Source organism: Mycobacterium sp. GA-1199, from assembly GCF_001500045.1.
GTDB lineage: Bacteria > Actinomycetota > Actinomycetes > Mycobacteriales > Mycobacteriaceae > Mycobacterium.
This window is the reverse complement of the sequence record NZ_LQIX01000012.1, coordinates 218,994-240,535: the sequence shown is the minus strand read 5'-3', so window position 1 is coordinate 240,535 and position 21,542 is coordinate 218,994. Positions and strand designations below refer to the sequence as shown.

General features: G+C 66.0%; 22 protein-coding genes. 13 read left to right on the top strand and 9 right to left on the bottom strand.

Annotation, left to right across the window (positions count from 1 at the left end; genetic code table 11):
- Positions 1-27 precede the first annotated feature (27 nt).
- Genes AU198_RS10180 through AU198_RS10170 form a run of 3 tightly spaced genes read left to right on the top strand, consistent with a single transcriptional unit; the run spans position 28 to position 3,496 of the window.
- Positions 28-801, top strand: a complete 774-nt coding sequence (locus AU198_RS10180; RefSeq protein ID WP_064347978.1) for a succinate dehydrogenase cytochrome b subunit — start codon at positions 28-30, stop codon at positions 799-801.
- Entirely contained in the window at positions 798-2,750 is a 1,953-nt protein-coding gene (locus AU198_RS10175) for a fumarate reductase/succinate dehydrogenase flavoprotein subunit (RefSeq protein ID WP_064347977.1), read from the top strand. The genes AU198_RS10180 and AU198_RS10175 overlap by 4 nt, the downstream gene beginning before the upstream one ends.
- Complete coding sequence (locus AU198_RS10170) at positions 2,747-3,496, top strand: succinate dehydrogenase/fumarate reductase iron-sulfur subunit (RefSeq protein WP_064347976.1); 750 nt, start codon at positions 2,747-2,749, stop codon at positions 3,494-3,496. The genes AU198_RS10175 and AU198_RS10170 overlap by 4 nt, the downstream gene beginning before the upstream one ends.
- 20 nt (positions 3,497-3,516) lie before the next feature.
- Here the strand turns inward: AU198_RS10170 and AU198_RS10165 are convergent, their stop codons facing one another.
- Together AU198_RS10165 and AU198_RS10160 are read right to left on the bottom strand one after the other, a co-directional pair.
- Positions 3,517-4,638, bottom strand: a complete 1,122-nt coding sequence (locus AU198_RS10165) for an NAD(P)H-dependent flavin oxidoreductase (RefSeq protein WP_064347975.1) — start codon at positions 4,636-4,638, stop codon at positions 3,517-3,519.
- Positions 4,639-4,643: 5 nt separating this feature from the next.
- Positions 4,644-6,296, bottom strand: a complete 1,653-nt coding sequence (locus AU198_RS10160; RefSeq protein ID WP_064347974.1) for an acyl-CoA synthetase — start codon at positions 6,294-6,296, stop codon at positions 4,644-4,646.
- 69 nt (positions 6,297-6,365) lie between these two features.
- On the opposite strand from AU198_RS10160, the gene AU198_RS10155 reads away from it, so the two are divergent.
- Positions 6,366-7,166 carry a crotonase/enoyl-CoA hydratase family protein gene (locus AU198_RS10155; RefSeq protein WP_064347973.1) on the top strand — a complete coding sequence of 267 codons (801 nt, stop codon included), beginning with the start codon at positions 6,366-6,368 and terminating at the stop codon, positions 7,164-7,166.
- An 89-nt stretch (positions 7,167-7,255) separates the two neighbouring features.
- Here the strand turns inward: AU198_RS10155 and AU198_RS10150 are convergent, their stop codons facing one another.
- The 3 genes from AU198_RS10150 to AU198_RS10140 all read right to left on the bottom strand — a co-directional run bounded on the left by AU198_RS10150 (position 7,256) and on the right by AU198_RS10140 (position 10,267).
- A complete protein-coding gene (locus tag AU198_RS10150; protein ID WP_082690950.1) occupies positions 7,256-8,449 on the bottom strand; it encodes a cytochrome P450 in 1,194 nt (397 codons plus the stop codon).
- 2 nt (positions 8,450-8,451) lie between these two features.
- Entirely contained in the window at positions 8,452-9,156 is a 705-nt protein-coding gene (locus AU198_RS10145; protein WP_064347971.1) for an acetoacetate decarboxylase family protein, read from the bottom strand.
- A gap of 79 nt (positions 9,157-9,235) precedes the next feature.
- On the bottom strand, positions 9,236-10,267 hold the full coding sequence (locus AU198_RS10140; protein WP_064347970.1) for an LLM class F420-dependent oxidoreductase: 1,032 nt from the start codon (positions 10,265-10,267) through the stop codon (positions 9,236-9,238).
- 58 nt (positions 10,268-10,325) lie between these two features.
- Here AU198_RS10140 and AU198_RS10135 point away from each other — a divergent pair, with 58 nt between their 5' ends.
- The 5 genes from AU198_RS10135 to AU198_RS10115 are packed head-to-tail and all read left to right on the top strand — an operon-like array spanning position 10,326 to position 14,901.
- Complete coding sequence (locus AU198_RS10135; RefSeq protein ID WP_064347969.1) at positions 10,326-11,330, top strand: Zn-ribbon domain-containing OB-fold protein; 1,005 nt, start codon at positions 10,326-10,328, stop codon at positions 11,328-11,330.
- A 10-nt stretch (positions 11,331-11,340) separates the two neighbouring features.
- Positions 11,341-12,426: a thiolase family protein gene (locus tag AU198_RS10130; protein WP_064347968.1), complete on the top strand. Its 1,086-nt coding sequence runs from the start codon at positions 11,341-11,343 to the stop codon at positions 12,424-12,426.
- Positions 12,426-13,604 (top strand): thiolase family protein, encoded by a 1,179-nt coding sequence (locus AU198_RS10125; protein ID WP_064347967.1) that lies wholly within the window; start codon positions 12,426-12,428, stop codon positions 13,602-13,604. Before AU198_RS10130 ends, AU198_RS10125 begins: the two co-directional genes overlap by 1 nt.
- Positions 13,601-14,488 (top strand): TIGR03619 family F420-dependent LLM class oxidoreductase, encoded by an 888-nt coding sequence (locus AU198_RS10120; RefSeq protein WP_502689276.1) that lies wholly within the window; start codon positions 13,601-13,603, stop codon positions 14,486-14,488. The genes AU198_RS10125 and AU198_RS10120 overlap by 4 nt, the downstream gene beginning before the upstream one ends.
- The gene (locus AU198_RS10115; protein ID WP_064347966.1) at positions 14,485-14,901 is read left to right on the top strand and encodes a nuclear transport factor 2 family protein; all 417 of its coding nucleotides are present in this window, start codon (positions 14,485-14,487) and stop codon (positions 14,899-14,901) included. Before AU198_RS10120 ends, AU198_RS10115 begins: the two co-directional genes overlap by 4 nt.
- Here the strand turns inward: AU198_RS10115 and AU198_RS10110 are convergent.
- Positions 14,898-15,884 carry an MOSC domain-containing protein gene (locus tag AU198_RS10110; protein ID WP_197416076.1) on the bottom strand — a complete coding sequence of 329 codons (987 nt, stop codon included), beginning with the start codon at positions 15,882-15,884 and terminating at the stop codon, positions 14,898-14,900. The two genes, AU198_RS10115 and AU198_RS10110, sit on opposite strands and share 4 nt — an antisense overlap.
- A 112-nt stretch (positions 15,885-15,996) precedes the next feature.
- Between AU198_RS10110 and AU198_RS10105 the strand changes: the two genes are divergently transcribed.
- Entirely contained in the window at positions 15,997-16,653 is a 657-nt protein-coding gene (locus AU198_RS10105) for a hypothetical protein (protein WP_064347965.1), read from the top strand.
- A gap of 3 nt (positions 16,654-16,656) precedes the next feature.
- Here AU198_RS10105 and AU198_RS10100 read toward each other — a convergent pair whose 3' ends face one another.
- Positions 16,657-17,187 (bottom strand): gamma carbonic anhydrase family protein, encoded by a 531-nt coding sequence (locus tag AU198_RS10100; RefSeq protein ID WP_064347964.1) that lies wholly within the window; start codon positions 17,185-17,187, stop codon positions 16,657-16,659.
- A 131-nt stretch (positions 17,188-17,318) separates the two neighbouring features.
- Here AU198_RS10100 and AU198_RS10095 point away from each other — a divergent pair, with 131 nt between their 5' ends.
- Genes AU198_RS10095 through AU198_RS10085 form a run of 3 tightly spaced genes read left to right on the top strand, consistent with a single transcriptional unit; the run spans position 17,319 to position 19,618 of the window.
- Complete coding sequence (locus AU198_RS10095) at positions 17,319-18,482, top strand: 3-ketosteroid-9-alpha-monooxygenase, oxygenase component (protein WP_064347963.1); 1,164 nt, start codon at positions 17,319-17,321, stop codon at positions 18,480-18,482.
- A gap of 44 nt (positions 18,483-18,526) precedes the next feature.
- A complete protein-coding gene (locus AU198_RS10090; protein ID WP_064348201.1) occupies positions 18,527-18,937 on the top strand; it encodes a hypothetical protein in 411 nt (136 codons plus the stop codon).
- Positions 18,938-18,973: 36 nt separating this feature from the next.
- Positions 18,974-19,618, top strand: coding sequence for a sensor domain-containing protein (locus AU198_RS10085; RefSeq protein ID WP_064347962.1), 645 nt, complete (start codon positions 18,974-18,976; stop codon positions 19,616-19,618).
- On the opposite strand, the gene AU198_RS10080 is transcribed toward AU198_RS10085, so the two are convergent.
- Complete coding sequence (locus tag AU198_RS10080; RefSeq protein WP_064347961.1) at positions 19,619-20,761, bottom strand: sulfotransferase family protein; 1,143 nt, start codon at positions 20,759-20,761, stop codon at positions 19,619-19,621.
- Positions 20,758-21,540 (bottom strand): SDR family oxidoreductase, encoded by a 783-nt coding sequence (locus AU198_RS10075; protein WP_064347960.1) that lies wholly within the window; start codon positions 21,538-21,540, stop codon positions 20,758-20,760. Before AU198_RS10075 ends, AU198_RS10080 begins: the two co-directional genes overlap by 4 nt.
- Positions 21,541-21,542 lie beyond the last annotated feature (2 nt).

Below are 21,542 nucleotides of genomic sequence, written 5' to 3'. Positions count from 1 at the left end.
CGACGACAATGACGTGGCGTGCGTGCGATGAGAGATACGGCTGAGGCGGTCGACGCCGCTGATAGCGGCCATGAAGTACCACGCGGTCCCACTGTTGCCCGTCCGCACTGGGACTGGCGGGTTCAGCCGTCCTCGGTGACGCTCAAGCTCGTCATGGCCGTCACCGGAATCGTGTTCGCGGCGTACGTCCTCGTCCATATGATCGGGAATCTCAAGGTCTACACGGGCGCCGAGCACTTCGATGCCTACGCACACTGGCTGCGCACTCTGCTCGAACCGCTGTTGCCGTACGAGGGTGCATTGTGGATCTTTCGTGTCGTGCTGTCGGCTTGTCTGATCGCCCATGTCGGGGCCGCGGTCCTGCTCACGCGCCGTGCCCATCGGGCCCGGGGCCGGTTCCGGCGCACCGGGCTCGGTCTGCGGTCATTCACCGCGCGCACGATGCTGGTCACCGGGCTGGCGCTGCTGGGGTTCGTCGTATTCCACATCATGGACCTGACTACTGGCACTCGGCCGTTCGCGAGTTCGTCGTTCACCGGCACCACCGTGACCACCAGCCACGCCTACGACAACCTCATCGCCAGCTTCGAGCGGCCCGGTGTCGCGGCGTTCTACCTGTTGGCCATGGCGGCGCTCGGCGCCCATATGGCGCACGGATTGTGGACGCTGGTCAACGATCTCGGAGTCACCGGACAACGCGCACGCCAAGTGGGTGTGGCGATAGGAGGTTCGCTCGCACTGACGGTGATGGTCGGCAACATGACCATCCCGATCGCGGTGTGGACCGGGCTGCTGTCATGACACCGGACTTCCTGGCATCCCTACGAGCGGCCGGCGATCCGATCGTGGGCGGCGTCCCCGCCGGTGATCCGGCCGAAGCCTGGCAACGCCGCACCTTGGACTACCGGCTGGTGAGTCCGCTGAATCGGCGCAAATTCACCGTGATCGTGGTCGGCACCGGATTGGCGGGCGCCGGCTGTGCGGCCGCGCTGGGTGAGTTGGGTTATCACGTCGAGTGTTTCACGTTCCACGATGCGCCACGGCGGGCGCACAGTGTCGCCGCCCAGGGCGGCATCAACGCTGCCCGGGCACGTAAGGTCGACAACGACAGCATCGACCGGTTCGTCAAGGACACCGTCAAGGGCGCAGACTTCCGCTGCCGGGAGGCGGACTGCTACCGACTCGCACACGAGTCCGCACGCGTCATCGACCATATGAACGCGATCGGGGCGCCCTTCGCCCGCGAATACGGCGGCAGCCTGGCCACCCGGTCGTTCGGCGGGGTCCAGGTCTCGCGCACGTACTACACCCGCGGCCAGACCGGCCAGCAATTGCAGATCGCGTCCAGCCAGGCGTTGTTTCGCCAGGTGCAAGCCGGCACGGTGAACCTGCACATCCGTACCGAAATGCTCGACGTGATCGTTGCCGACGGTCGCGCGTGCGGCATCGTCACCCGCGACCTGGTGACCGGTGAAGTGCGAGCCACCACCGGCCACGCGGTGGTGCTCGCGACGGGCGGCTACGGCAACGTGTTCTTCAGGTCCACGCTGGCACACAACTCCAACGCCACGGCGACCTGGCGCGCGCACATGCGGGGTGCGTTGTTCGCGTCGCCGGCGTTCATCCAATTCCACCCGACCGCGTTACCGGTGAACTCGGAGTGGCAGTCCAAGACAATCCTGATGAGCGAATCGCTGAGAAACGACGGCCGAATCTGGGTGCCGAAGCGAAACGGCGACGACCGGCACCCCAATGACATCCCCGAGAACGAGCGCGACTACTACCTCGAGCGCATGTATCCGGCGTACGGGAACCTGTCTCCGCGCGACGTCTCGTCGCGCGCTGCCCGCACCCAGATCGAGTCCGGGCGCGGGGTGGGGCCGCTGAAAAACAGCGTCTACCTTGATTTTCGGGACGCGCTGAGCCGACTGGGCCCCGAAAAGATCGCCGAGCGCTACGGCAATCTGTTCTCGATGTATCACGACGTCACCGGCGAGGACCCGTACCAAGTACCAATGCGGATCGCGCCCGGTGCCCATTTCTCGATGGGTGGGCTGTGGAGTGATTTTGACCAGATGACCTCCATCCCAGGGCTTTTCGTCGCCGGCGAGGCGGGATGGGGCTACCACGGCGCCAACCGGCTCGGCGCCAACTCGCTGCTGTCGGCGTGCGTCGACGGCTGGTTCACGCTGCCGTATTCGATACCGAACTATCTCGCCGGCATGCTGGGCACCGCGCCGCTGGCCGCCGACCATCCCGCGGTGGTGAGCACGCTGACCGATGTGACGCGGCGGGTCGAGGAGCTGCTGTCGATCGGCGGCAGCCAGGGGCCCGACCGGTTCCACCGCCGGCTCGGTGACCTGCTCTACACCGGGTGCGGCGTCTCCCGATCTGCGAAGGGGCTGGCCGACACCATCGCCGCCATCGACGAGCTGACCGCGGCGTTCTGGTCCGACCTGCGGGTGGCGGGCACCGGCGCGCAGTTAAACCAGGAACTCGAAAAGGCCGGCCGGGTGGCCGATTTCCTCGGTCTGGCCCGGCTGATGTGCATCGACGCGCTGGATCGGGACGAGTCCTGTGGCGCGCACTTCCGCGTCGAGCACCAGACAGCAGACGGCGAAGCGCAACGCGACGACGCCAACTGGTGCTTCGTCTCGGCTTGGGAGCACCGCGCCGACGGGCCGCAAATTCGCCACCACGAAGCGCTGACCTTCACTGCCGTTCCGCTACAACCCAGGGACTATGTATGAGGCTGACGTTGCAGATCTGGCGGCAAGCCGACTCCGCGGCGCCGGGACGATACGAGGACTACACCGTCGACGACGCCACGCCGGAGATGTCGCTGCTGGAACTGCTGGATCGCCTCAACGACGCGCTGGTCGCCGAGGGCCGAGAGCCGGTCGCCTTCGACTCGGACTGCCGCGAAGGGGTGTGCGGGTCATGTGGAATCACCGTCGACGGCCGCCCGCACGGCCCTCTGCCGAACACGCCTTCGTGTCGCCAGCATGTGCGTTTGTTCGCCGACGGCGCGCGGATTCGGTTCGAACCGTTCCGGTCGGCGGCCTTTCCGGTGGTGCGCGACTTGGTGGTGGATCGTTCGGCACTGGACCGGATGATCGCTGCGGGCGGATCGGTCGCCGTAGACGCCGGCACCGCGGGCGACGCCGACGCCGAACCACTGCCACACGATGAGGCCGAGTACGCGCTGGATTTCGCGGCGTGCATCGGATGCGGCGCCTGTGTGGCGGCCTGCCCGAACGGGTCCGCGCACCTGTACGCCGGGGCCAAGTTGCTGCACTTGGCCACCGTCACCCGCGGTCGTCAGGAACGTAGCCGCCGCGCGCGCGATGTGGTGGCGCAGATGGAGCAGGACTTCGGACCGTGCTCCAGCTATGGCGAATGCTCCATGGTGTGTCCCGAGAGCATCCCGCTGACAGCGGTGGCGGCCGTCAACCGCGAGGTAGTGCGGGCGCGCCTGCGTGGCGTCAAGCGCTGAGCTCGGGGAGTGACAGCTGACTAGTCGCCGCGGATGCCGTCGAGGCGGCGCGTGGCCTCCTCGAAACCGGCCACCAACTCGGCGATGATGTCGGCGACCGGGCGGATCTCGTTCATCCGCCCCACGATCTGACCCACCGGCATCGCGACGGTGTCGGGGTTGTCCGACTCGTTCATACGCTGATGCGCCTCGCTGACCAGGATGTTCTGCAGCGGCATCGGCAACGGCTCCGGCGCGTCGGGCGCGTCCCACGCGTCGGTCCATTTGGTCTTCAGCAGACGAGCGGGCTTACCGGTGTAGATCCGCCGGCGCACGGTGTCGGCCGACGTCGCCCGCAGCAACCCCTCCTGGATCGTCGAGACGCCGCCGGGCTTGCGGTGCCCGAGGTCGTACTCGGCCGACGTTAGGAACGCCGAACCCATCCACACTCCCTGCGCACCGAGGGCCAACGCGGCGGCGACCTGCCGGCCGGAGCCGATACCGCCGGCCGCCAACACCGGCGCCTTCCCGTCAAGGGCGTCAACGATTTCCGGCCACAGCACCATCGAGCCGATCTCACCGGTGTGCCCGCCGGCCTCGTGGCCCTGCGCGACCACGATGTCGACGCCGTTGTCCACATGGCGCTGAGCGTGTTTGGCGCTGCCGGCCAGCGCGGCGACCGGAACTCCCGCGGCGTGCACCTGGTCGATGACGTCCTTCGGTGGTGAACCGAGCGCGTTGGCGATCAGCTTGATCGGATGCTTGAGCGCGACCTCGACATGCGAGCGCGCCACGCTGTGCAGCCACCCGAGCACACCCTCGTTGCGCGCCCCGTCCTCCGGCAGCGGCGGAACCCCGAGATCGGCGAGCGTCTTGTCGACGAAGTCGCGATGGCTCTGCGGGATCAGCTTGTCGATGTCGACCGCCGTGCCCTCCTGGGGCACCTTGGCGGGCATCACCACGTCGACGCCGTAGGGCTTGCCGTCGGTGTTCTCGTCCATCCAGCACAGCACATCTTCGAGATCGTCGGCCGAGTTGAACCGCACGCAGCCCAGCACGCCGAGGCCGCCGGCCTTGCTGACCGCCGCGGCGACCTTCTCCGACGGCGTGAACACGAAGATCGGGTACTCGATGCCGAACCGGTCGCAGAGCTCAGTGCGCATTCCCGTCACGACGCCGACCCCACGTGGTTGGCGTGCACATCGTCGGCCGGCCGCTCCTCGGTGGTGTCCTTGGCCCACCGGTAGTCCGGCTTGCCCGCCGGGGTCCGGTGGATCTCGTCGACCCACCAAACCTTGCGCGGCACTTTGTAACCGGCGATCTCGCGGCGCACGAACGTGTCGAGCTCGGCCAGCGTCGGGTTGGTGCCCGGACGCCGGTGCACGACCGCCGCCACGCACTGACCGTAGCGCTCGTCGGGCACCCCGACCACGAGCGCGTCGAACACGTCGGGATGCCCCTTGAGCGCGGCCTCGACCTCTTCGGGGTAGATCTTCTCGCCGCCGCTGTTGATCGACTGCGAGCCGCGGCCGAGCATCGTGACGGTGCCGTCGGCCTCGACCTCGGCGTAGTCACCGGGGATGGCGTAGCGAATTCCGTTGAACGTCTTGAACGTTTCGGCCGTCTTCTTCTCGTCCTTGTAGTAGCCGACCGGGATGTTGCCCTTCTTCGCGATCAGCCCGCGCACACCCGATCCGGGCTTGACCTCGTTGCCGTCCTCGTCGAGAACAACGGTGCGGTGGTCGATCGTCACCCGCGGGCCGCCGGTGTGCGACTGCCCCTTGGCCACGATGCTGGTGCCGCCGAAGCCGGTCTCCGAGGACCCGATCGAATCGGTGATCACCCGGTTGGGCAGCAGTTCGAGGAACTTTTCCTTGATGCTGGTGGAGAACAGGGCGGCGGTGCTCGCCAGCAGGAACAGGTTGGAGAGATCGGGCTCGCGACCGGACTCGTGCAGTTTCACCAGCGCATCGAGCAAGGGGCGGCCCATCGCGTCGCCGGTGAAGAACAACAGGTTCACCTTGTGCTTCTCGATGGTCTGCCAGACCTCGTCGGCATCGAATTCCGGTGCCAAGACGGTGGTCTGACCGGAGAACAGCGACATCCAGGTGGCAGACTGGGTGGCGCCGTGGATCATCGGCGGGATCGGATAGCGGACCATCGGCGGGTTCTCCGCCGCGGCCTTCGCCAGGTCGTACTCGTCCTTGACGAACTCACCGGTGGCGAAGTCGGTGCCGCCGAAGAGCACCCGGTAGATGTCCTCGTGGCGCCACATCACGCCCTTGGGGAAACCGGTGGTGCCACCGGTGTAGAGCAGGTAGATGTCGTCGGGGCTGCGCGGTCCGAAATCGCGCTCGGGCGAGGCCTGTTCGAGAGCGGAGTAGAACTCGACGCCGCCGTAGCGCTCGAAGTCGTCGTCACTGCCGTCCTCGACCACCAGAACGGTCTTCACGGCCGGGGTCTCGGGCAGCACGTTCGCGACGCGGTCGGCGTAGCGGCGCTCGTGCACCAGGGCAACCATGTCTGAGTTCTCGAAGAGGTACTTCAGCTCGCCCTCGACGTAGCGGAAGTTGACATTGACCAGGATCGCGCCGGCTTTGACGATGCCCAGCATCGCGACGACGATCTCGTTGCGGTTGCGGCAGTAGAGGCCGACCTTGTCGTCCTTCTTGACACCCTGATCGATGAGGTAGTGGGCCAACCGGTTGGCCTGCTCCTCCAACTGGGCGTAGGTGAGCTGGTCGTCGCCGCAGATGAGGGCGACACGGTCTGGCACGGCGTCGATGGCGTGCTCGGCAAGATCAGCGATGTTCAGGGCCACGAGACCTAAACTAGAACGTGTTACATTTCCAGACAAGTCTGTGGCATCGACGCTGGAAGGCGAACCCTAGTGAGTGATCCCCAGAAGGGCCCCGACGCCCTCATTGAGCAGCGCGGACACACCCTGATCCTGACGCTGAACCGGCCCGAGGCGCGCAATGCGCTCTCGACCGAGATGCTCTCGATCATGGTGGACGCCTGGGACCGCGTCGACAACGATCCCGAGATCCGCACCTGCATCCTCACCGGCGCCGGCGGCTACTTCTGCGCGGGGATGGACCTCAAGGCCGCGACGGCCAAGCCGCCGGGCGACTCGTTCAAGGACGGAAGCTATGACCCGTCGCGCATCGACGCGCTGCTGAAGGGCCGCCGGCTGACCAAACCGCTGATCGCCGCCGTCGAGGGTCCGGCCATCGCCGGGGGTACGGAGATCCTGCAGGGCACCGACATCCGCATCGCCGGCGAGAGCGCCAAGTTCGGAATCTCCGAAGCGAAGTGGAGCCTGTATCCGATGGGCGGCTCGGCGGTGCGCCTCGTGCGGCAGATCCCGTACACCATCGCGTGCGATCTGCTGTTGACCGGACGGCACATCACCGCCGCCGAGGCCAAGGAGTACGGGCTGATCGGCTACGTGGTGCCCGATGGAACGGCGCTGGACAAGGCGCTGGAGATCGCCGAGGTGATCAACAACAACGGACCGCTGGCCGTGCAGGCGATCCTGAAGACCATCCGCGAGACCGAGGGCATGCACGAGAACGAGGCGTTCAAGCCCGACACCGCCAACGGCATCCCGGTGTTCCTGAGCGAGGACGCCAAGGAGGGTCCGCGGGCGTTCAAGGAGAAGCGGGCCCCGAACTTTCAGATGAAGTAGGCCCGCGAAGTCGCCCCGCGCCCTGGCTCGGTTGTGAAACCTGCGACGGTTTCGGTCCGATTTCCGTCGCTCGTTTCACAATCGGCGCACTAGAGCACCTTCGCCGTCGGCGTGAACACCACCGGCATCTTCTCCAGACCGCTCACGAAATTGGCGGGCCGCAACGGCAACTCGTCTCCGGAGGCCAACTGCAGATCGGGCAGCCGCTGGAGCAGTTTGGTCTGCATGATTGACAGCTCGAGCCGCGCGAGCTGGTTGCCCAGGCAGAAATGCGTGCCAAAGCCGAACGCCAGGTGGTTGTTCGGATAGCGCTCGATATCGAACGACTCGGGATCGTCGAACACCTTCTCGTCGAAGTTGGCCGACTCGAACAGCAGGATCATCTTCTCGCCCTCTTTGAGGGCCGTGCCGTGGAACTCGGTGTCGGCGGTGATCGTCCGCGCCATGTTCTTCACCGGTGCCGTCCAGCGCAGCATCTCCTCGATCGCGTTGGGTAGCAACGACAGATCAGCCGCGAGGCGCCGATGCTGATCGGGGTGCAACAGCAACTGCCGGGTGCCGCCGGACAGGGTGTGCCGAGTCGTCTCGTCGCCGCCGATCAACAGCAGCAGCACCTCGGTGACGATCTGATGGTCTTCGAGCTTGCTGCCCTCGACCTCGGCGTGCACCAGCACGCTGACCAGATCGTCGGTCGGCTCATCCTTGCGGGCCGCGATCATGCCCATCATGTACTCGCTGTAGGCCGCGAACGCGTCCATCGTGACCTGGAATTCCTCCGGGTCCGCGGTGCTGCTGAGGGCACCCACCAGGTCGTCGGACCACTTCAGGAACATCTCGCGCTCCTCGGGACGGACCCCGAGCATGTCGCCGATGACGGCCATCGGCAGCGGCGCCGCGATGTCCCAGACGAAGTCGCATTCACCGCGCTCACACACGTTGTCGATCAGCGTGTCGCACAGGTTCTCGATCGAGCCCTCGAGGTCTTTGACCCGCTTACGTGTGAAGCCGGAGTTGACGAGCTTGCGCCGCAGCAGATGCTGCGGATCGTCCATCTCGATCATCATCTCGACGCCCGGCTGGTCGGGTCGGATGCCACCGGCGTTGGAGAACAGCTCCGGGTTGCGCTCCGCCTCGATGACGGCGGCATACGTTGCGGCCGCCGCCAATCCGTTGCGGTCGCGGAACACCGGTTCGTTCTCGCGCATCCACTTGTAGACCGACCGCGAATCGCCGGCGTAGAAGGCGCCGTCGGTCAGGTCGACATCGGGTTTCGTCATCGTCATCGTCAAGCCTCCCTGGCGTCGCCGAACGTCATAGCAACGTTTTCAGAAGAATTCGAAACCAGCGCACGTTTCGGTAGACCAAGCGCGACAAGTTCTTTCGCGAACGGGTGATCGCCCAGCCAGACTCGCGCCCCGCCCGGTCGCATCCGTACGCCCGCGGGCACCATCTCGAACCGGCTCTCGCGCCGAATGCCGTCGAGACACGAGTACGAGGACAACTCCTGCTGCCGCGACGCCGCCGCCGGAAGCTTCACGCCGGGAGAGAATTCCATTCCGATCACCAGGCGACCGTCGATACGTGCATCGAAACCGAACTGCCGGCCATCGCGGATGTCGTAGTCCGCCATGACTTTCGGAAACCCCCAGATCGTCCGGCCGGCCTCCAAGGTGAAGGACTGGTCGACGAACATGTGGTGGACGAACGCCGTTTGCAGAGACCGCAGACCGGGCTTCGAGCCAGGCGGATTCACGCTCACACAGGTGCTGTACTCGTGATACGCGCCGAGATCGCTGTCGACGAAATGGGTCATTATCAGCGTCACGATCGCACGGCCCGGTAGCGGACGGTAGACCTGTAGGCCGCTGTAGTCGATCATCCGCTGCGTGGCGTCGGCGTCGACAGCGAACATCGCGGTGTGTTGGGTGGCGGTGCGAACCCGTACCGGCATGGTGAGCACCGTGCCGGCGATGGTGTGGTGCGACGTCATCGCGTCAATCTAGAACGTCGAGTAGACAACAATCAAGGAAGTGTCTACTCAGGCTGGATCGGCGGCTCGCCGCCCGGGGTCAGACCAGCGCGGCGAGATCCCTGATCTGCTCGGGCGAACGCGCCCCGACGACCATCATCGTGACGCCTGCGGCCTCCCACGCCTTGATCTGTTCCTGCACATAACCGAGGTCGCCGACGATCGCCGAGTCGTCGACCAACTCGTCCGGAATGATCTTCGCGGCTTCGTCTTTGCGGTCCGAGCGGAACAGCTTGGTCACGTCCTCGACGACTTCCGCATAACCCATCCGGCGGTAGACGTCGGCGTGGAAGTTGGTGTCCTCGGCGCCCATGCCGCCCATGTACAGCGCCAGATGCGGCTTCATCAGCTCCATGATCTCGGCGCGGTCGTCGGTGACGACCACCTGAGCCGTCGCGCAGATCTCGAAGTCGGAGCGGCTGCGGCGCGCGCCGGGACGGGCGAAGCCCTCGTCAAGCCACTCGTTGTACATGTCGGCGATGCGCGGCGAGTAGAAGATCGGCAGCCATCCGTCGCAGATCTCGGCGGCCAGCGCGACGTTCTTCGGCCCTTCGGCGCCGAGCATCACCGGGATGTCGGCGCGCAGCGGATGAGTGATCGGTTTGAGGTTCTTGCCCAGACCCGTGGTGCCCTCCCCGGCCAACGGCAGCGGATAGTGCGGACCGTCGCTGCGCACCGGCGCCTGCCGCGCCCACACCTGGCGCAGGATGTCGATGTACTCACGGGTGCGGGCCAGCGGCTTGGGGAACTTCTGGCCGTACCAACCCTCCACGACCTGCGGTCCGGACACCCCGAGCCCGAGGATGTGCCGACCCCCGGAGAGATGGTCGAGTGTCAACGCCGCCATCGCGCACGCGGTGGGGGTGCGCGCCGACAGCTGGATCACCGACGTGCCCAGCCGCATCCGCGTGGTCTCGCGGCCCCACCACGCCAGCGGCGTGTAGGCGTCCGAGCCCCAGGCTTCGGCGGTGAACACCGTGTCGAAGCCGGCCTGCTCGGCGGCGGCGACCAGTTCGGCGTGATTCTCGGGGGGTTGCGCGCCCCAATACCCCAACTGCAGTCCGAGCTTCATCGGCAGACCTCATAACGGTGTCTTGAAACCATTGTTAGAACCTGTTCTACTCGATGCCGTGACCACCAGCCAAAGCAGCCCGGTGCAGATCGATCCGCATGAGCCGCCGCTTTCAGCGCCGCTGAAGCTCTCATTCGACTACACCCGTTCAGTCGGACCACTCCTGTCCCAGTTCTTCACCGCCCTGCGCGAGCGACGCATCGTCGGAGTGCGCGGTTCGGATGGGCGGGTGCACGTGCCGCCGGCCGAGTTCGATCCCGTGACCTACGAGCGATTGACGGAAATCGTACCGGTGTCCGCTGTCGGCACCGTGGTGTCGTGGACGTGGCAGCCGGCCCCCCTCGAGGGTCAGCCTCTGGACCGTCCGTTCGCGTGGGCGCTGATCAAGCTGGACGGCGCCGACACGCCGCTGCTGCACGCGGTCGACGCGGGTTCCGCAGACTCCATCAGCACCGGCGCGCGGGTGCACGCGCACTGGGTGGACGAGCCGGTCGGAGCCATCACCGACATCGCCTACTTCGCACTAGGCGAGGACGCCGAACCGGAGGGTCAGCCCGACGACCGCGACCCGGTCACCGTCCAGGTGACGCCGTCGTCGATCGAGATCCAGCACACCGCGTCCCTGCCCGAGAGCACCTTCCTGCGCGCCCTAGAGGAGGGCAAGCTGCTCGGGGCGCGAACCAAGAGCGGCCGTGACGGCAAGCCCGGCAAGGTGTACTTCCCGCCCAAGGAGGCCGATCCGGCCACGGGCCTGGAGCTCGACGAGTTCATCGAGTTGCCGGACAAGGGCACCGTCACGACGTTCGCCGTCATCAACATTCCCTTTGCAGGACAACGCATCAAGCCGCCCTATGTGGCTGCCTACGTTCTGCTCGACGGCGCCGACATCCCCTTCCTGCATCTGGTGACCGAGATCGAGGCAAGCGAAGTCCGCATGGGCATGCGCGTCGAAGCGGTCTGGAAACCGCGCGAAGAGTGGGGTTTGGGCATCGACAACATCGACCACTTCCGGCCGACTGGTGAGCCCGACGCCGACTACGACTCCTACAAGCACCACCTGTAAAGGGCTGGACGTGACCGATTCAAGAGATGTAGCAGTCGTCGGGTTCGCGCACGCACCGCACGTGCGCCGCACCGACGGGACCACCAACGGCGTCGAGATGCTGATGCCGTGTTTCCATCAGCTCTCCGACGAGCTCGGCCTGAAGCAGACCGACATCGGCTTCTGGTGCTCGGGATCCTCGGATTACCTTGCGGGCCGGGCGTTCTCGTTCATCTCCGCGATCGACTCGATCGGCGCGGTGCCGCCGATCAACGAGTCGCATGTCGAGATGGACGCGGCGTGGGCGCTGTACGAGGCCTACATCAAGATCCTCACCGGCGAGGTGGACACCGCGCTGGTGTACGGTTTCGGCAAGTCCAGTGCGGGTGTGCTGCGCCGCGTGCTGGCGCTGCAGACCGATCCCTACACCGTCGCCCCGCTGTGGCCGGACGCGGTGTCGATGGCGGGCCTGCAGGCCCGCTTCGGGCTCGACGCCGGCAAGTGGACCGCCGAGCAGATGGCTCAGGTGGCACTGGACTCGATGACGGCCGCCGGCCGCACCGACAGCGAGAAGGCTCCGACTGCCTCAGACGAGGCGAAGGCGATCTCCGAACTCCTCGAGCGGCCGTACTTCGCAGATCCGTTGCGCCGCCACGACATCGCGCCGATCACCGACGGAGCCTCGGCGATCGTGCTCGCCGCCGGCGACCGGGCGCGTGAGCTCCGTGAGAACCCGGCGTGGATCACCGGGATCGAACATCGCATCGAGACGCCGATACTGGGCGCCCGCGATCTGACCACGTCGCCGTCGACGGCGGCGTCCGCCCAGGCGGCCACCGGCGGCGACACGGGATCCATCGACGTGGCCGAGATCTACGCACCGTTCACCCACCAGCACCTGATCCTCACGGAGGCGATCGGGCTGCCCTCGTCGACGAAGGTGAACCCTTCGGGCGGTGCGTTGTCCGCCAACCCGATGTTCTCGGCGGGCCTCGAGCGCATCGGGTTCGCCGCGCAACACATCTTCAACGGTTCGGCGCAGCGTGTCCTGGCGCACGCGACGAGCGGGCCTGCGCTGCAACAGAACCTGGTGGCCGTTCTGGAAGGACACGCCTGATGTCGAAGAATCTCGCTGCGGTCCTGGGTACCGGGCAGACGAAGTACGTCGCCAAGCGCCAGGACGTCTCGATGAACGGTTTGGTACGAGAGGCCATCGACAAGGCGCTGGCCGACTCGGGCGCGACGATGGACGACATCGACGCGGTGGTGGTCGGAAAGGCGCCCGACTTCTTCGAGGGCGTGATGATGCCCGAACTGTTCATGGCCGATGCCGTGGGCGCGACGAACAAGCCGTTGATCCGCGTGCACACCGCCGGTTCGGTCGGCGGATCGACCGCGGTGGTGGCCGCCAGCCTGGTGCAGTCCGGTAAGTACCGGCGGGTGCTGGCCATGGCATGGGAGAAGCAGTCCGAGTCGAACGCCATGTGGGCGTTGAGCATTCCGGTGCCGTTCACCAAGCCGGTCGGCGCCGGCGCCGGCGGCTACTTCGCCCCGCATGTGCGTGCCTACATCCGCCGTTCCGGGGCGCCCGACCACATCGGTGCGATGGTGGCGGTCAAGGACCGGCTCAACGGCGCCAAGAACCCGTTGGCCCATCTGCATCAGCCCGACATCACGCTGGAGAAGGTGATGTCGTCCCAGATGCTGTGGGACCCCATCCGGTTCGACGAGACATGCCCGTCGTCCGACGGCGCCTGCGCGCTGGTGATCGGCAACGAAGAGATTGCGGATCGCCGTGTCCAGGAAGGCAATCCGGTCGCCTGGATTCACGCCACCGCGCTGCGGACCGAACCGCTGGCCTATGCGGGTCGCGACCAGGTCAACCCGCAGGCCGGCCGCGACGCCGCCGCGGCGTTGTGGAAGGCCGCCGGAATCAAGAGTCCCATCGACGAGATCGATGCCGCCGAGGTCTACGTGCCGTTCTCGTGGTTCGAGCCGATGTGGCTGGAGAACCTCGGCTTCGCGCCGGAGGGTGAGGGCTGGAAGCTGACCGAGGCCGGTGAGACGGCGATCGGTGGTCGCATCCCGCTCAACCCGTCGGGGGGCGTGCTGTCGAGCAATCCGATCGGGGCGTCCGGCATGATCCGGTTCGCCGAGGCGGCGATCCAGGTGATGGGTAAGGCCGGTGAACACCAGGTGCCCAACGCACGCAAGGCGCTGGGCCACGCGTATGGCGGCGGCTCGCAGTACTACTCGATGTGGGTGGTCGCCAGCGACAAGCCCGAGCACCGATGACCGACATGCAGTACACCTGCGCGGTGCCGATGTGTCAGATCGACCACCTCATCGACATCGCCAGGACCGCGGAGGAAGTCGGCTTCACCTCGATCGCGTTGCCCGACTCCATCTTCTACATGGAGAAGCAGTCGGCGGACTATCCGTACACCCCGGACGGCTCCCGGATGTGGGACGAGAACACTCCCTGGGTGGACCCGCTGATCGCCGCCGGCGCGATGGGTGCGGTGACGTCGACGCTGCGCTTCTACACCAACGTGATGAAGTTGGGCTCGCGCAACCCGCTGCTGCTGGCGCGTCAGGTCGGCTCGGTGGCCAACCTGACCAACAACCGGTTCGGCTTCGGCGTCGGAATCGGCTGGGCACCAGAGGAATTCGAATGGTGTGGCCAGCCGTACGCCAAGCGCGGCAAGCGCGTCGACGAGATGATCGAGGTGATCAAGCTCGTGCTCGCCGGCGGCATGGTCGAGTTCCACGGTGAGTTCTACGACTTCGACAAGCTGCAGATGAGTCCGGCGCCCACCGAACCGGTCCCGTTCTACGTCGGCGGCCACACCGACGTCGCGCTCAGGCGCGCGGCACGCGTCGGTGACGGGTGGACCAGCGCGATGATGACCGGTGAACAGTTGGCCGAGACGATCGCCAAGCTGAAGGCACTGCTCGCCGAATACGGCCGCGCCGACGACCCATTCGAGTTCCAGGCCGTCTGCATCGACAAGTTCGGCGTCGACGGCCACCGCGAACTTGCCGAATCCGGTGTCACCGACAACATCGTGATGCCGTGGGTGTTCGAGGGACTGGGCTTCGACGCACCGCTGCAAGCCAAGCTCGACTCGATGAAGCGTTTCGCCGAGACCTACATCCACTCGGGTTGGCAGAAGTGAGCGTCACCAACCCCGACGCACCGGTTCACCTGGCGGGTAAGCGATCCCGGGAGGCGGCGATCGCCCACGACAAGCAGGCCTGGCTGGACAACTTCGCCGACGATGCGATCGTCGAGGATCCGATCGGACCATCGCACTTCGACCCGGAGGGCAAGGGTCACCGTGGCAAGGAAGCGATCGCCAAGTTCTACGACACCGCGATAGCGCCCAGCGAACTGCAGTTCAACTTCGCCGAGACGTTCCAATGCGGTGATGAGGAAGCAAACGTCGGCTCGATCGTGATCCGGTCCGCCGGTTACGAGGTAACCGCCGAGGGCGTGTTCACCTACCGCGTCAACGACGAGGGCAAGCTCGTCGCCCTGCGCGCATACTGGGAGCTCGACCGCGCCACCGCGAGCGCGCGAAAGATCTAGCGGCTGAAGCGGTCCGCAGCCGAGGTGGCCAGGCTGAAGGTGAACCGCTTCGCTCGCCTGACCGCGTCGGTGAGGGCGCGTTTGGGTGCTGCCGCGGCACGGAGATCCACCACGTCACCCACGCGCACGGTGCCCGGGGTATCCACCCAGCAGTAGCTGCCCAGGCATCGCTGCGCCCGTTCGGCGACGGCCTTGGTGATGCGGCGGTCGACCTCGAGGCCCGGTTGTGCACGGCTCGGGACGACGCAGCGGATGGTCGGCATCGTCACCTCGAGCACCGCGCCGCCCACGGTGAGATGGCCGCCGGTCCACTGCGCTTCGGGTAAGCCGTCGTCCGGTTCATGTAATGCGAGAAGCACATTCGGCCGAAACCGGCGCACGTCGAGCGCATCCCCCTCGACCTCTGCACCGACTGTCGCCAGACTCGTGATGCTCAGCACGTGGACCGGCGCCAGGTCGACGAACATCCCCGGTGGAGTCGAGTACCGGGCGAGAGTCGCCAGGTCGGCCATCCGGAACATCGAGACATCGGGAAACCTCTCTCCGTCACCGACCCCGAAATCGGTGCGCAGCGAGGCGATCGACGCGTTGTCGCGCTCGTGCTTGCTCAATCGGTGCAGGCTGGTGTCCTCGACCGGCGGCAGTGCGGTCAGCCGCATGTCACGGCCGGCCAACTCCGACAGCTTCGCGTTCACCGCGTCGTCGCTGCTGGACAGCTCACTTCCGTCCGGGAAGGTGATCACCACATCAGGCACCTTGCCCGGACCCGCATCCGGCGGCAGCGGCGCGGCATAGCGTGCGGTGGCGTTCAGCAGCGCGGGGATGCGGCGCGCCGAGGCGGTCACGTCGCGCTCCAGGTCGCGAACCGCCCAGAGCCGATCGCCGAAAACTCCACGCGGTCCGATACCGACACTGTCGACGCGTTCGCCGCCCAGCGACTTCACCGGGTAGCGCCACAGTTCGGCAACCTCGCCGAGCATCATGGGCGCCAGGTTACCGCCGACCCCGCGCGGGTCGCTGCCTCGCAGCCTGCGCGGAAGGCGTTTTCAGTACCGTCGGAATCGAAGTCCGTCCATAGACACGAAACCGGGTCCCATGTTTGAAGTCCGCCGACTCACAGTCACGAAGTCGATGTCCGCCGCGGCGGTGGTGGCTGCCGTCTGCGCCGCCACTGTCGGTTGTGACGCCACGTCCGGCCCCGTCCCGAACACGGGCACCACAAGCCCGACCACGTCGCCTACCGCCTCTCCGGCACCTAACACCACGACCACCGGCACCGGCCAGTCGGACGCGAACGTGGATTACAGCCGCCCACTACTGCAGGCGTCCGATCTCAGCGACGCCGAGGACACCTTCACCGTTGCGTCGACGAACCCGGCGCCGGGAGGATTGCCCGGAGCCAGCGCGCTGTTCGTCAACCAGGACGACACCCGTGCCATCTCCAACACGGTCGTCGTCTACCCGGACGCCGAAACCGCGACCAAAACGCTGCGCGAGTCCATACCCAGGCTCGACCAGGTGGTCACCGACGCGACACCGCGGCCGGTCCCGGTCGGCACCGACGGCACCATCGCCGTCGGCGAGTCCGTCGACGGCAGCAAGGCGGTCACGTTACTGCTGTTCACGCAGGGTCCCGCGCTGGTGCGACTGGAGTTTCAAAGCGCGCTCGGCGACGCCACCACCGACGGATTCGTGATCAACATCGGCAAGATGCAGGACATCGCCCTTCGCGTCGGCCTCCCGGAGCCGTAGTAGTCACTCTTCGACGGGCTGCAGACCCGTCGAGTAGCGTCGGGCCAATTCCTGGTACGCGCCGGGATTGGTGTTCACCCACATCTCCGCGCCGGTGCCCGCGATCGGACCGCGCACCTTCGCAGGCGCGCCGGTCACCAGCACCTCGTCGGGGATCTTCGTGCCGCCGGTGACGAGCGAGTGCGCCGCGATAAGAGTGCGCCTGCCGATGACCGCGCCGTCGAGCACGGTGCAGTGGTTGGCCAGGACCGCCTCCGCGCCGATGTGCGCGCCGTGCACGACGCACGCGTGGGCGATCGTGGCGCCGGGTCCGACGTCCACCGGAATGCCGGGCGGGGCGTGCAGAACGCAACAGTCCTGAACGTTGGCGCCCTCGCGGACCACGATCGGGGCGAAGTCGGCCCGCAGCACCGCGTTGAACCACACCGACGCCCCCGCCTCGACGTGCACGTCACCCACCAGCGTGGCCGTCGGCGCGATGAACGCGTCCGGATCGATCGTCGGTGCGCGCCCCTCGAACGAGTACAACGGCATCGTTTGGTTATACCCCTAGTTGACCCCCGATGAGCGCTTCACGGGGAGGCGAATTACCTGCATAGATTGCGTGGAGAGCGGGAAAAACTGTAACGTGTTCTAGTTAGAGACACAGAAGCGGGAGGCCCACCGTGACTACCAACAGTGCGGGAATTCGTGAGATCGACACCGGCGCCCTGCCCGACCGGTACGCCCGGGGTTGGCACTGCCTGGGCCCGGTAAAGAACTACCTGGACGGCAAGCCGCACGGCATCGAGATCTTCGGCACCATGCTGGTGGTCTTCGCCGATTCACACGGCGATCTGAAAGTGCTCGACGGCTACTGCCGGCACATGGGCGGGAACCTCGCCCAGGGCACGATCAAGGGCGACGAGGTCGCCTGCCCGTTCCACGACTGGCGCTGGGGTGGCGACGGCAAGTGCAAGCTGGTGCCCTACGCCAAGCGGACACCGCGATTGGCCCGCACCCGCTCCTGGGAGACCGACGTTCGCGGCGGTCTGTTGTTCGTCTGGCACGACCACGAGGGCAACCCGCCCCAGCCCGAGGTCCGGATTCCCGACATCCCGGAGTTCGAGAGCGACGAGTGGACCGACTGGAAGTGGAACTCGATCCTGATCGAGAACGCGAACTGCCGGGAGATCATCGACAACGTCACCGACATGGCGCACTTCTTCTACATCCACTACGGCTTGCCGACGTACTTCAAGAACGTCTTCGAAGGCCATATCGCATCGCAGTATCTGCACAACGTGGGCCGGCCCGACATCAACGACATGGGCACCACCTACGGTGAGGCGCACCTCGACTCGGAGGCGTCCTATTTCGGCCCGTCGTTCATGATCAACTGGCTGCACAACAACTATGGCGGCTACAAGGCCGAGTCGATCCTGATCAACTGCCACTACCCCGTCACGCAGAACTCGTTCATGTTGCAGTGGGGCGTCATCGTCGAAAAGCCCAAGGGCCTCGACGAGAAGATGACAGAGAAGCTCGCCAACACGTTCACCGAGGGTGTCAGCAAGGGCTTCCTGCAGGATGTGGAGATCTGGAAGCACAAGACCCGCATCGACAACCCGCTGCTCGTCGAGGAGGACGGCGCGGTGTACCAGATGCGCCGGTGGTATCAGCAGTTCTACGTCGACGTCGCCGACATCACCCCGGACATGACCGACCGCTTCGAGATCGAGGTCGACACCACGGCGGCCAACGAGAAGTGGCATGTCGAGGTCGAGGAGAACCTCAAGCGTCAGGCGGAAGAGAAGGATCAGAAGGAAAGAGCCGAGCAGAAGTCGTGACCGAAGACCGTAAGGCACCCGACGTCGACCGGCTGGCCCGGGCGATGCTCCTGCTGCACGGTGCGCATGACGACGACGGCCACGGTCACGGTCACGGCGGGTTGGGGCCCGAAATCACCTCCAAGGCCCCCTCTTTCGGTGGTGAGCGCGCGGCGGCACTGCGGGAGGCCACCCAGCGTGACCGCGAGCGGTATCTGAGGTCGGGCCTGGTGTCCGTCGACTGCCGCTTCTGCCATGTCTCGGTGGACGTCAAGAAGCTGGGACCGGCTCACACCTCGGTGCAGTGGAACACCGAGGCCTCGCGTCGGTGCGCGTACTTCGCCGAGATCCGGGAATCCGGCCGCGACCCCGCGCGCGCCAAGGCCTGCCCCCGGCTGGCCGACAGCATCAAGCACGCCGTGGCCGAGGGATGCCTGGAAGAGATCTCCTCGGCCCCCTCCCCCGGCGACGGCTAGATATCTCAACGCGAGGCCGTCGTAAAGTGCTCTGATATGCGCTGCGTTGCGGTCACTTTCTGTCTGTTCGCGGTGACCGCTGCGGCCTGCACACGGGTGGTGGACAGCCCGCAACCGGCGCCCGAACCGCCGGTCGCCCCGATCACGGCCGGACAGGTCGGCGACCTGCTGAGCCCCGACGTGACGAAGGGCGACGGCAACCTGTTCGTGACCGTCGACCCCGCCGAATGCGCGGGTGTGGCGCGTGAGGTGGACCCGCCGTTCATCGTCGATCACGATCCCGCGGCGTACGACGGCGGGCACTGGATGACCGTCAACGGCGCTCTCGACGTGTACGTCGAGGAGATGGTCGGCGTCTACCGCGCCGATTTCGACGCCAAAGATGCGCTTGCACAAGCCAAACGCACGATCGACTCCTGTCGGGACACGCGCTTTCGGGTCACCAGCATGGCCGACCGCGAGTATGTCTTCGGGCTTCTGCCGCAAGTCGATTCCGGTTCCGCCGAGATCCTGCTGTGGTCGTTCAAAGGTGACACCTGGGCTTGCGACAGCGCTTTCGTGGCCGCGCACAACGCCGCGATCGAGATTTCGACGTGTGGTCCCGCCAACGGATACGACGTGCGGTCGCTGGCCGAGGACGCGCTCGAACGCATCGAGAAGTTGGCCAACACCACCGCCTGACTACAGTTCCTTGAAGCGCTCCTTGACCTCGTCGTCGGTGAGGCCGTAGTCGGCCAGCGAGTAGGTGTGCTTCGGTGCCCGCGGACCCTTCTTGCTCTCTTCGTGGGTCGCGGTCGCCGCTTCACGCGCGGCGTCGGTGAACTCGATCCCGAACGCGCGGTAGATGTCGGCGACGGCGCCGACGGGATCCTTGACCAGATCGAAGTAGTCGAGATCGTAGAATTGGGCCGGATCGTGTTCGGCCCGTTCGGCGTTGAACAGTTGCAGTCCCCGCGACCAGGTCTCCAGCGAATCGCGTCCGATGGTCTCCCCGACGAACGTGTTGGACCAGCCCTCGGTGGTGTGCTGGGCCAGCGAGCACATCGACGCCATGATCGTCTCCGGTGGCCGGTGACACTGGATGACCAGCGCATCCGGATAGGTCTTGAACAGCGCGTCGAGCGCGAACAGGTGGCTCGGATTCTTCAGGACCCACCGCTTCTCGGGCTCGTTGAGGCCGATCAACTGAAGGTTTTTGCGATGTCGCTGGTAGGGCTTCGTCCAGTCCTGCTTCGCCAGCCACTGCGAATACGTCGGGATGTGGGCCAACGTCTCGTAGGACACCGAATGCAGCGACTGGCGGAGCAGCTGCCAGCATTCCTCGACCTCGTCTGCGGTCATGTAATGCAACCCGGTGTAGTCGGGATTCTCCGCGTGCGCCTTGCTGAACTGGGCATCGAGTTGCGCGAAAACCGGGTTGTGGGACCAGGTTTCGCGCGGTGGTCGAGGCTGAGGAAACTCGGCGAGCCACAACTCGAGCCCTTGGTGGCGAGGGTCGGCGGCCAGGAGCCGGTGGATGGCGGTGGTGCCGGTGCGAGGCAGACCTGTCACGAAGATCGGCTTTTCGATCGCGATGTCGGCATGCTGCGGGTGCTGCTTGAAAGCCGCTTCGGACACCAGCCGCGCGACCAGCGCGTTGCGCACGAAGAACCGTTGCATCTTGCTGCCGAACTCGGTGAGATCGGCGTCGCGGCGGTAGGACTCGAGCAGTACTCCGAGTGCTTCGCGGTAGTTGTCGTCGTCGCTGCCGAAGTCGTCGAGGCCGCAGGCCTTGGTCGCCGACGCGTGCAGATCCTCGACGGTGCCGACGTCGGTGCGCGTCACGCCTTGTACTCCCCACAGTTGACATCCAGTGCCTGGCCGGTGATTCCGCTCGACAGATCGCTGGCCATGAACAGGATCGCCGAGGCCACCTCGCCCTCGGTGGGCAGCCGTTTGAGATCGGACGCGGCGGCGGTCGCCTTGTAGATCTCGTCGACGGTGGTGCCGTACTTGCCGGCCTGATGGTTGAAGTAGCTCTCCAGTGTTCCACCCCAGATATAGCCCGGCAGAATCGAATTCACCCGGATACCCTGTTCACCCAGTTCGGTGGCCAACGACTGCGACATCGCCAGCAGCGCCGACTTCGCCATCTTGTAGGCGCCGTACTTGGCCTGCGAGTGACGCACCACCATCGAATTCACGTTCACAACGGATCCGTTGGCCTCGGCCAGCGCAGGCGTGAATCCCTGAATCAGCCGCAACGCGCCGAAGACGGTCAACTCGATCGCATCGCGCATGTGCTCGAAAGTGGTGTTGGCCAACGGCTTCATCGACGGCACCCGAAACGCGTTGTTGATGAGCACGTCGACTTTGCCGTACGCCTTCATCGTCTCGTCGACGAGGTTGTTCACCTGCGCCTCGTCGGTGATGTCGGTGCCCACCGACAGCGCCCGCCTGCCCAGATCGGTGACCTGCTTGGCGACGTCCTCCAGCCGTTCCACGGTGCGGGCCGCCAGCACGAGGTCCGCGCCCTCCTGGGCACACCGGCGCGCAAGCGTGGTGCCCAGCGCGGGCCCGACGCCGCTGATGACGACGACCTTTCCATCGAGCATCCCAGCCATGG

Excerpts from the sequence above, each read along its gene's own strand:
- AU198_RS10110 (WP_197416076.1), bottom strand. The coding sequence starts at position 15,884 with ATGATGCTCGGCGAGGTTGCCGAACTGTGGCGCTACCCGGTGAAGTCG.
- AU198_RS10165 (WP_064347975.1), bottom strand. The coding sequence starts at position 4,638 with ATGCGCACTGAGCTCTGCGACCGGTTCGGCATCGAGTACCCGATCTTC.
- AU198_RS10145 (WP_064347971.1), bottom strand. The coding sequence starts at position 9,156 with ATGACGTCGCACCACACCATCGCCGGCACGGTGCTCACCATGCCGGTA.
- AU198_RS10180 (WP_064347978.1), top strand. The coding sequence starts at position 28 with ATGAGAGATACGGCTGAGGCGGTCGACGCCGCTGATAGCGGCCATGAA.
- AU198_RS10120 (WP_502689276.1), top strand. The coding sequence starts at position 13,601 with ATGACCGACATGCAGTACACCTGCGCGGTGCCGATGTGTCAGATCGAC.
- AU198_RS10175 (WP_064347977.1), top strand. The coding sequence starts at position 798 with ATGACACCGGACTTCCTGGCATCCCTACGAGCGGCCGGCGATCCGATC.
- AU198_RS10140 (WP_064347970.1), bottom strand. The coding sequence starts at position 10,267 with ATGAAGCTCGGACTGCAGTTGGGGTATTGGGGCGCGCAACCCCCCGAG.
- AU198_RS10170 (WP_064347976.1), top strand. The coding sequence starts at position 2,747 with ATGAGGCTGACGTTGCAGATCTGGCGGCAAGCCGACTCCGCGGCGCCG.
- AU198_RS10150 (WP_082690950.1), bottom strand. The coding sequence starts at position 8,449 with ATGACGATGACGAAACCCGATGTCGACCTGACCGACGGCGCCTTCTAC.
- AU198_RS10090 (WP_064348201.1), top strand. The coding sequence starts at position 18,527 with ATGCTCCTGCTGCACGGTGCGCATGACGACGACGGCCACGGTCACGGT.
- AU198_RS10075 (WP_064347960.1), bottom strand. The coding sequence starts at position 21,540 with ATGGCTGGGATGCTCGATGGAAAGGTCGTCGTCATCAGCGGCGTCGGG.
- AU198_RS10105 (WP_064347965.1), top strand. The coding sequence starts at position 15,997 with ATGTTTGAAGTCCGCCGACTCACAGTCACGAAGTCGATGTCCGCCGCG.
- AU198_RS10100 (WP_064347964.1), bottom strand. The coding sequence starts at position 17,187 with ATGCCGTTGTACTCGTTCGAGGGGCGCGCACCGACGATCGATCCGGAC.
- AU198_RS10125 (WP_064347967.1), top strand. The coding sequence starts at position 12,426 with ATGTCGAAGAATCTCGCTGCGGTCCTGGGTACCGGGCAGACGAAGTAC.
- AU198_RS10085 (WP_064347962.1), top strand. The coding sequence starts at position 18,974 with ATGCGCTGCGTTGCGGTCACTTTCTGTCTGTTCGCGGTGACCGCTGCG.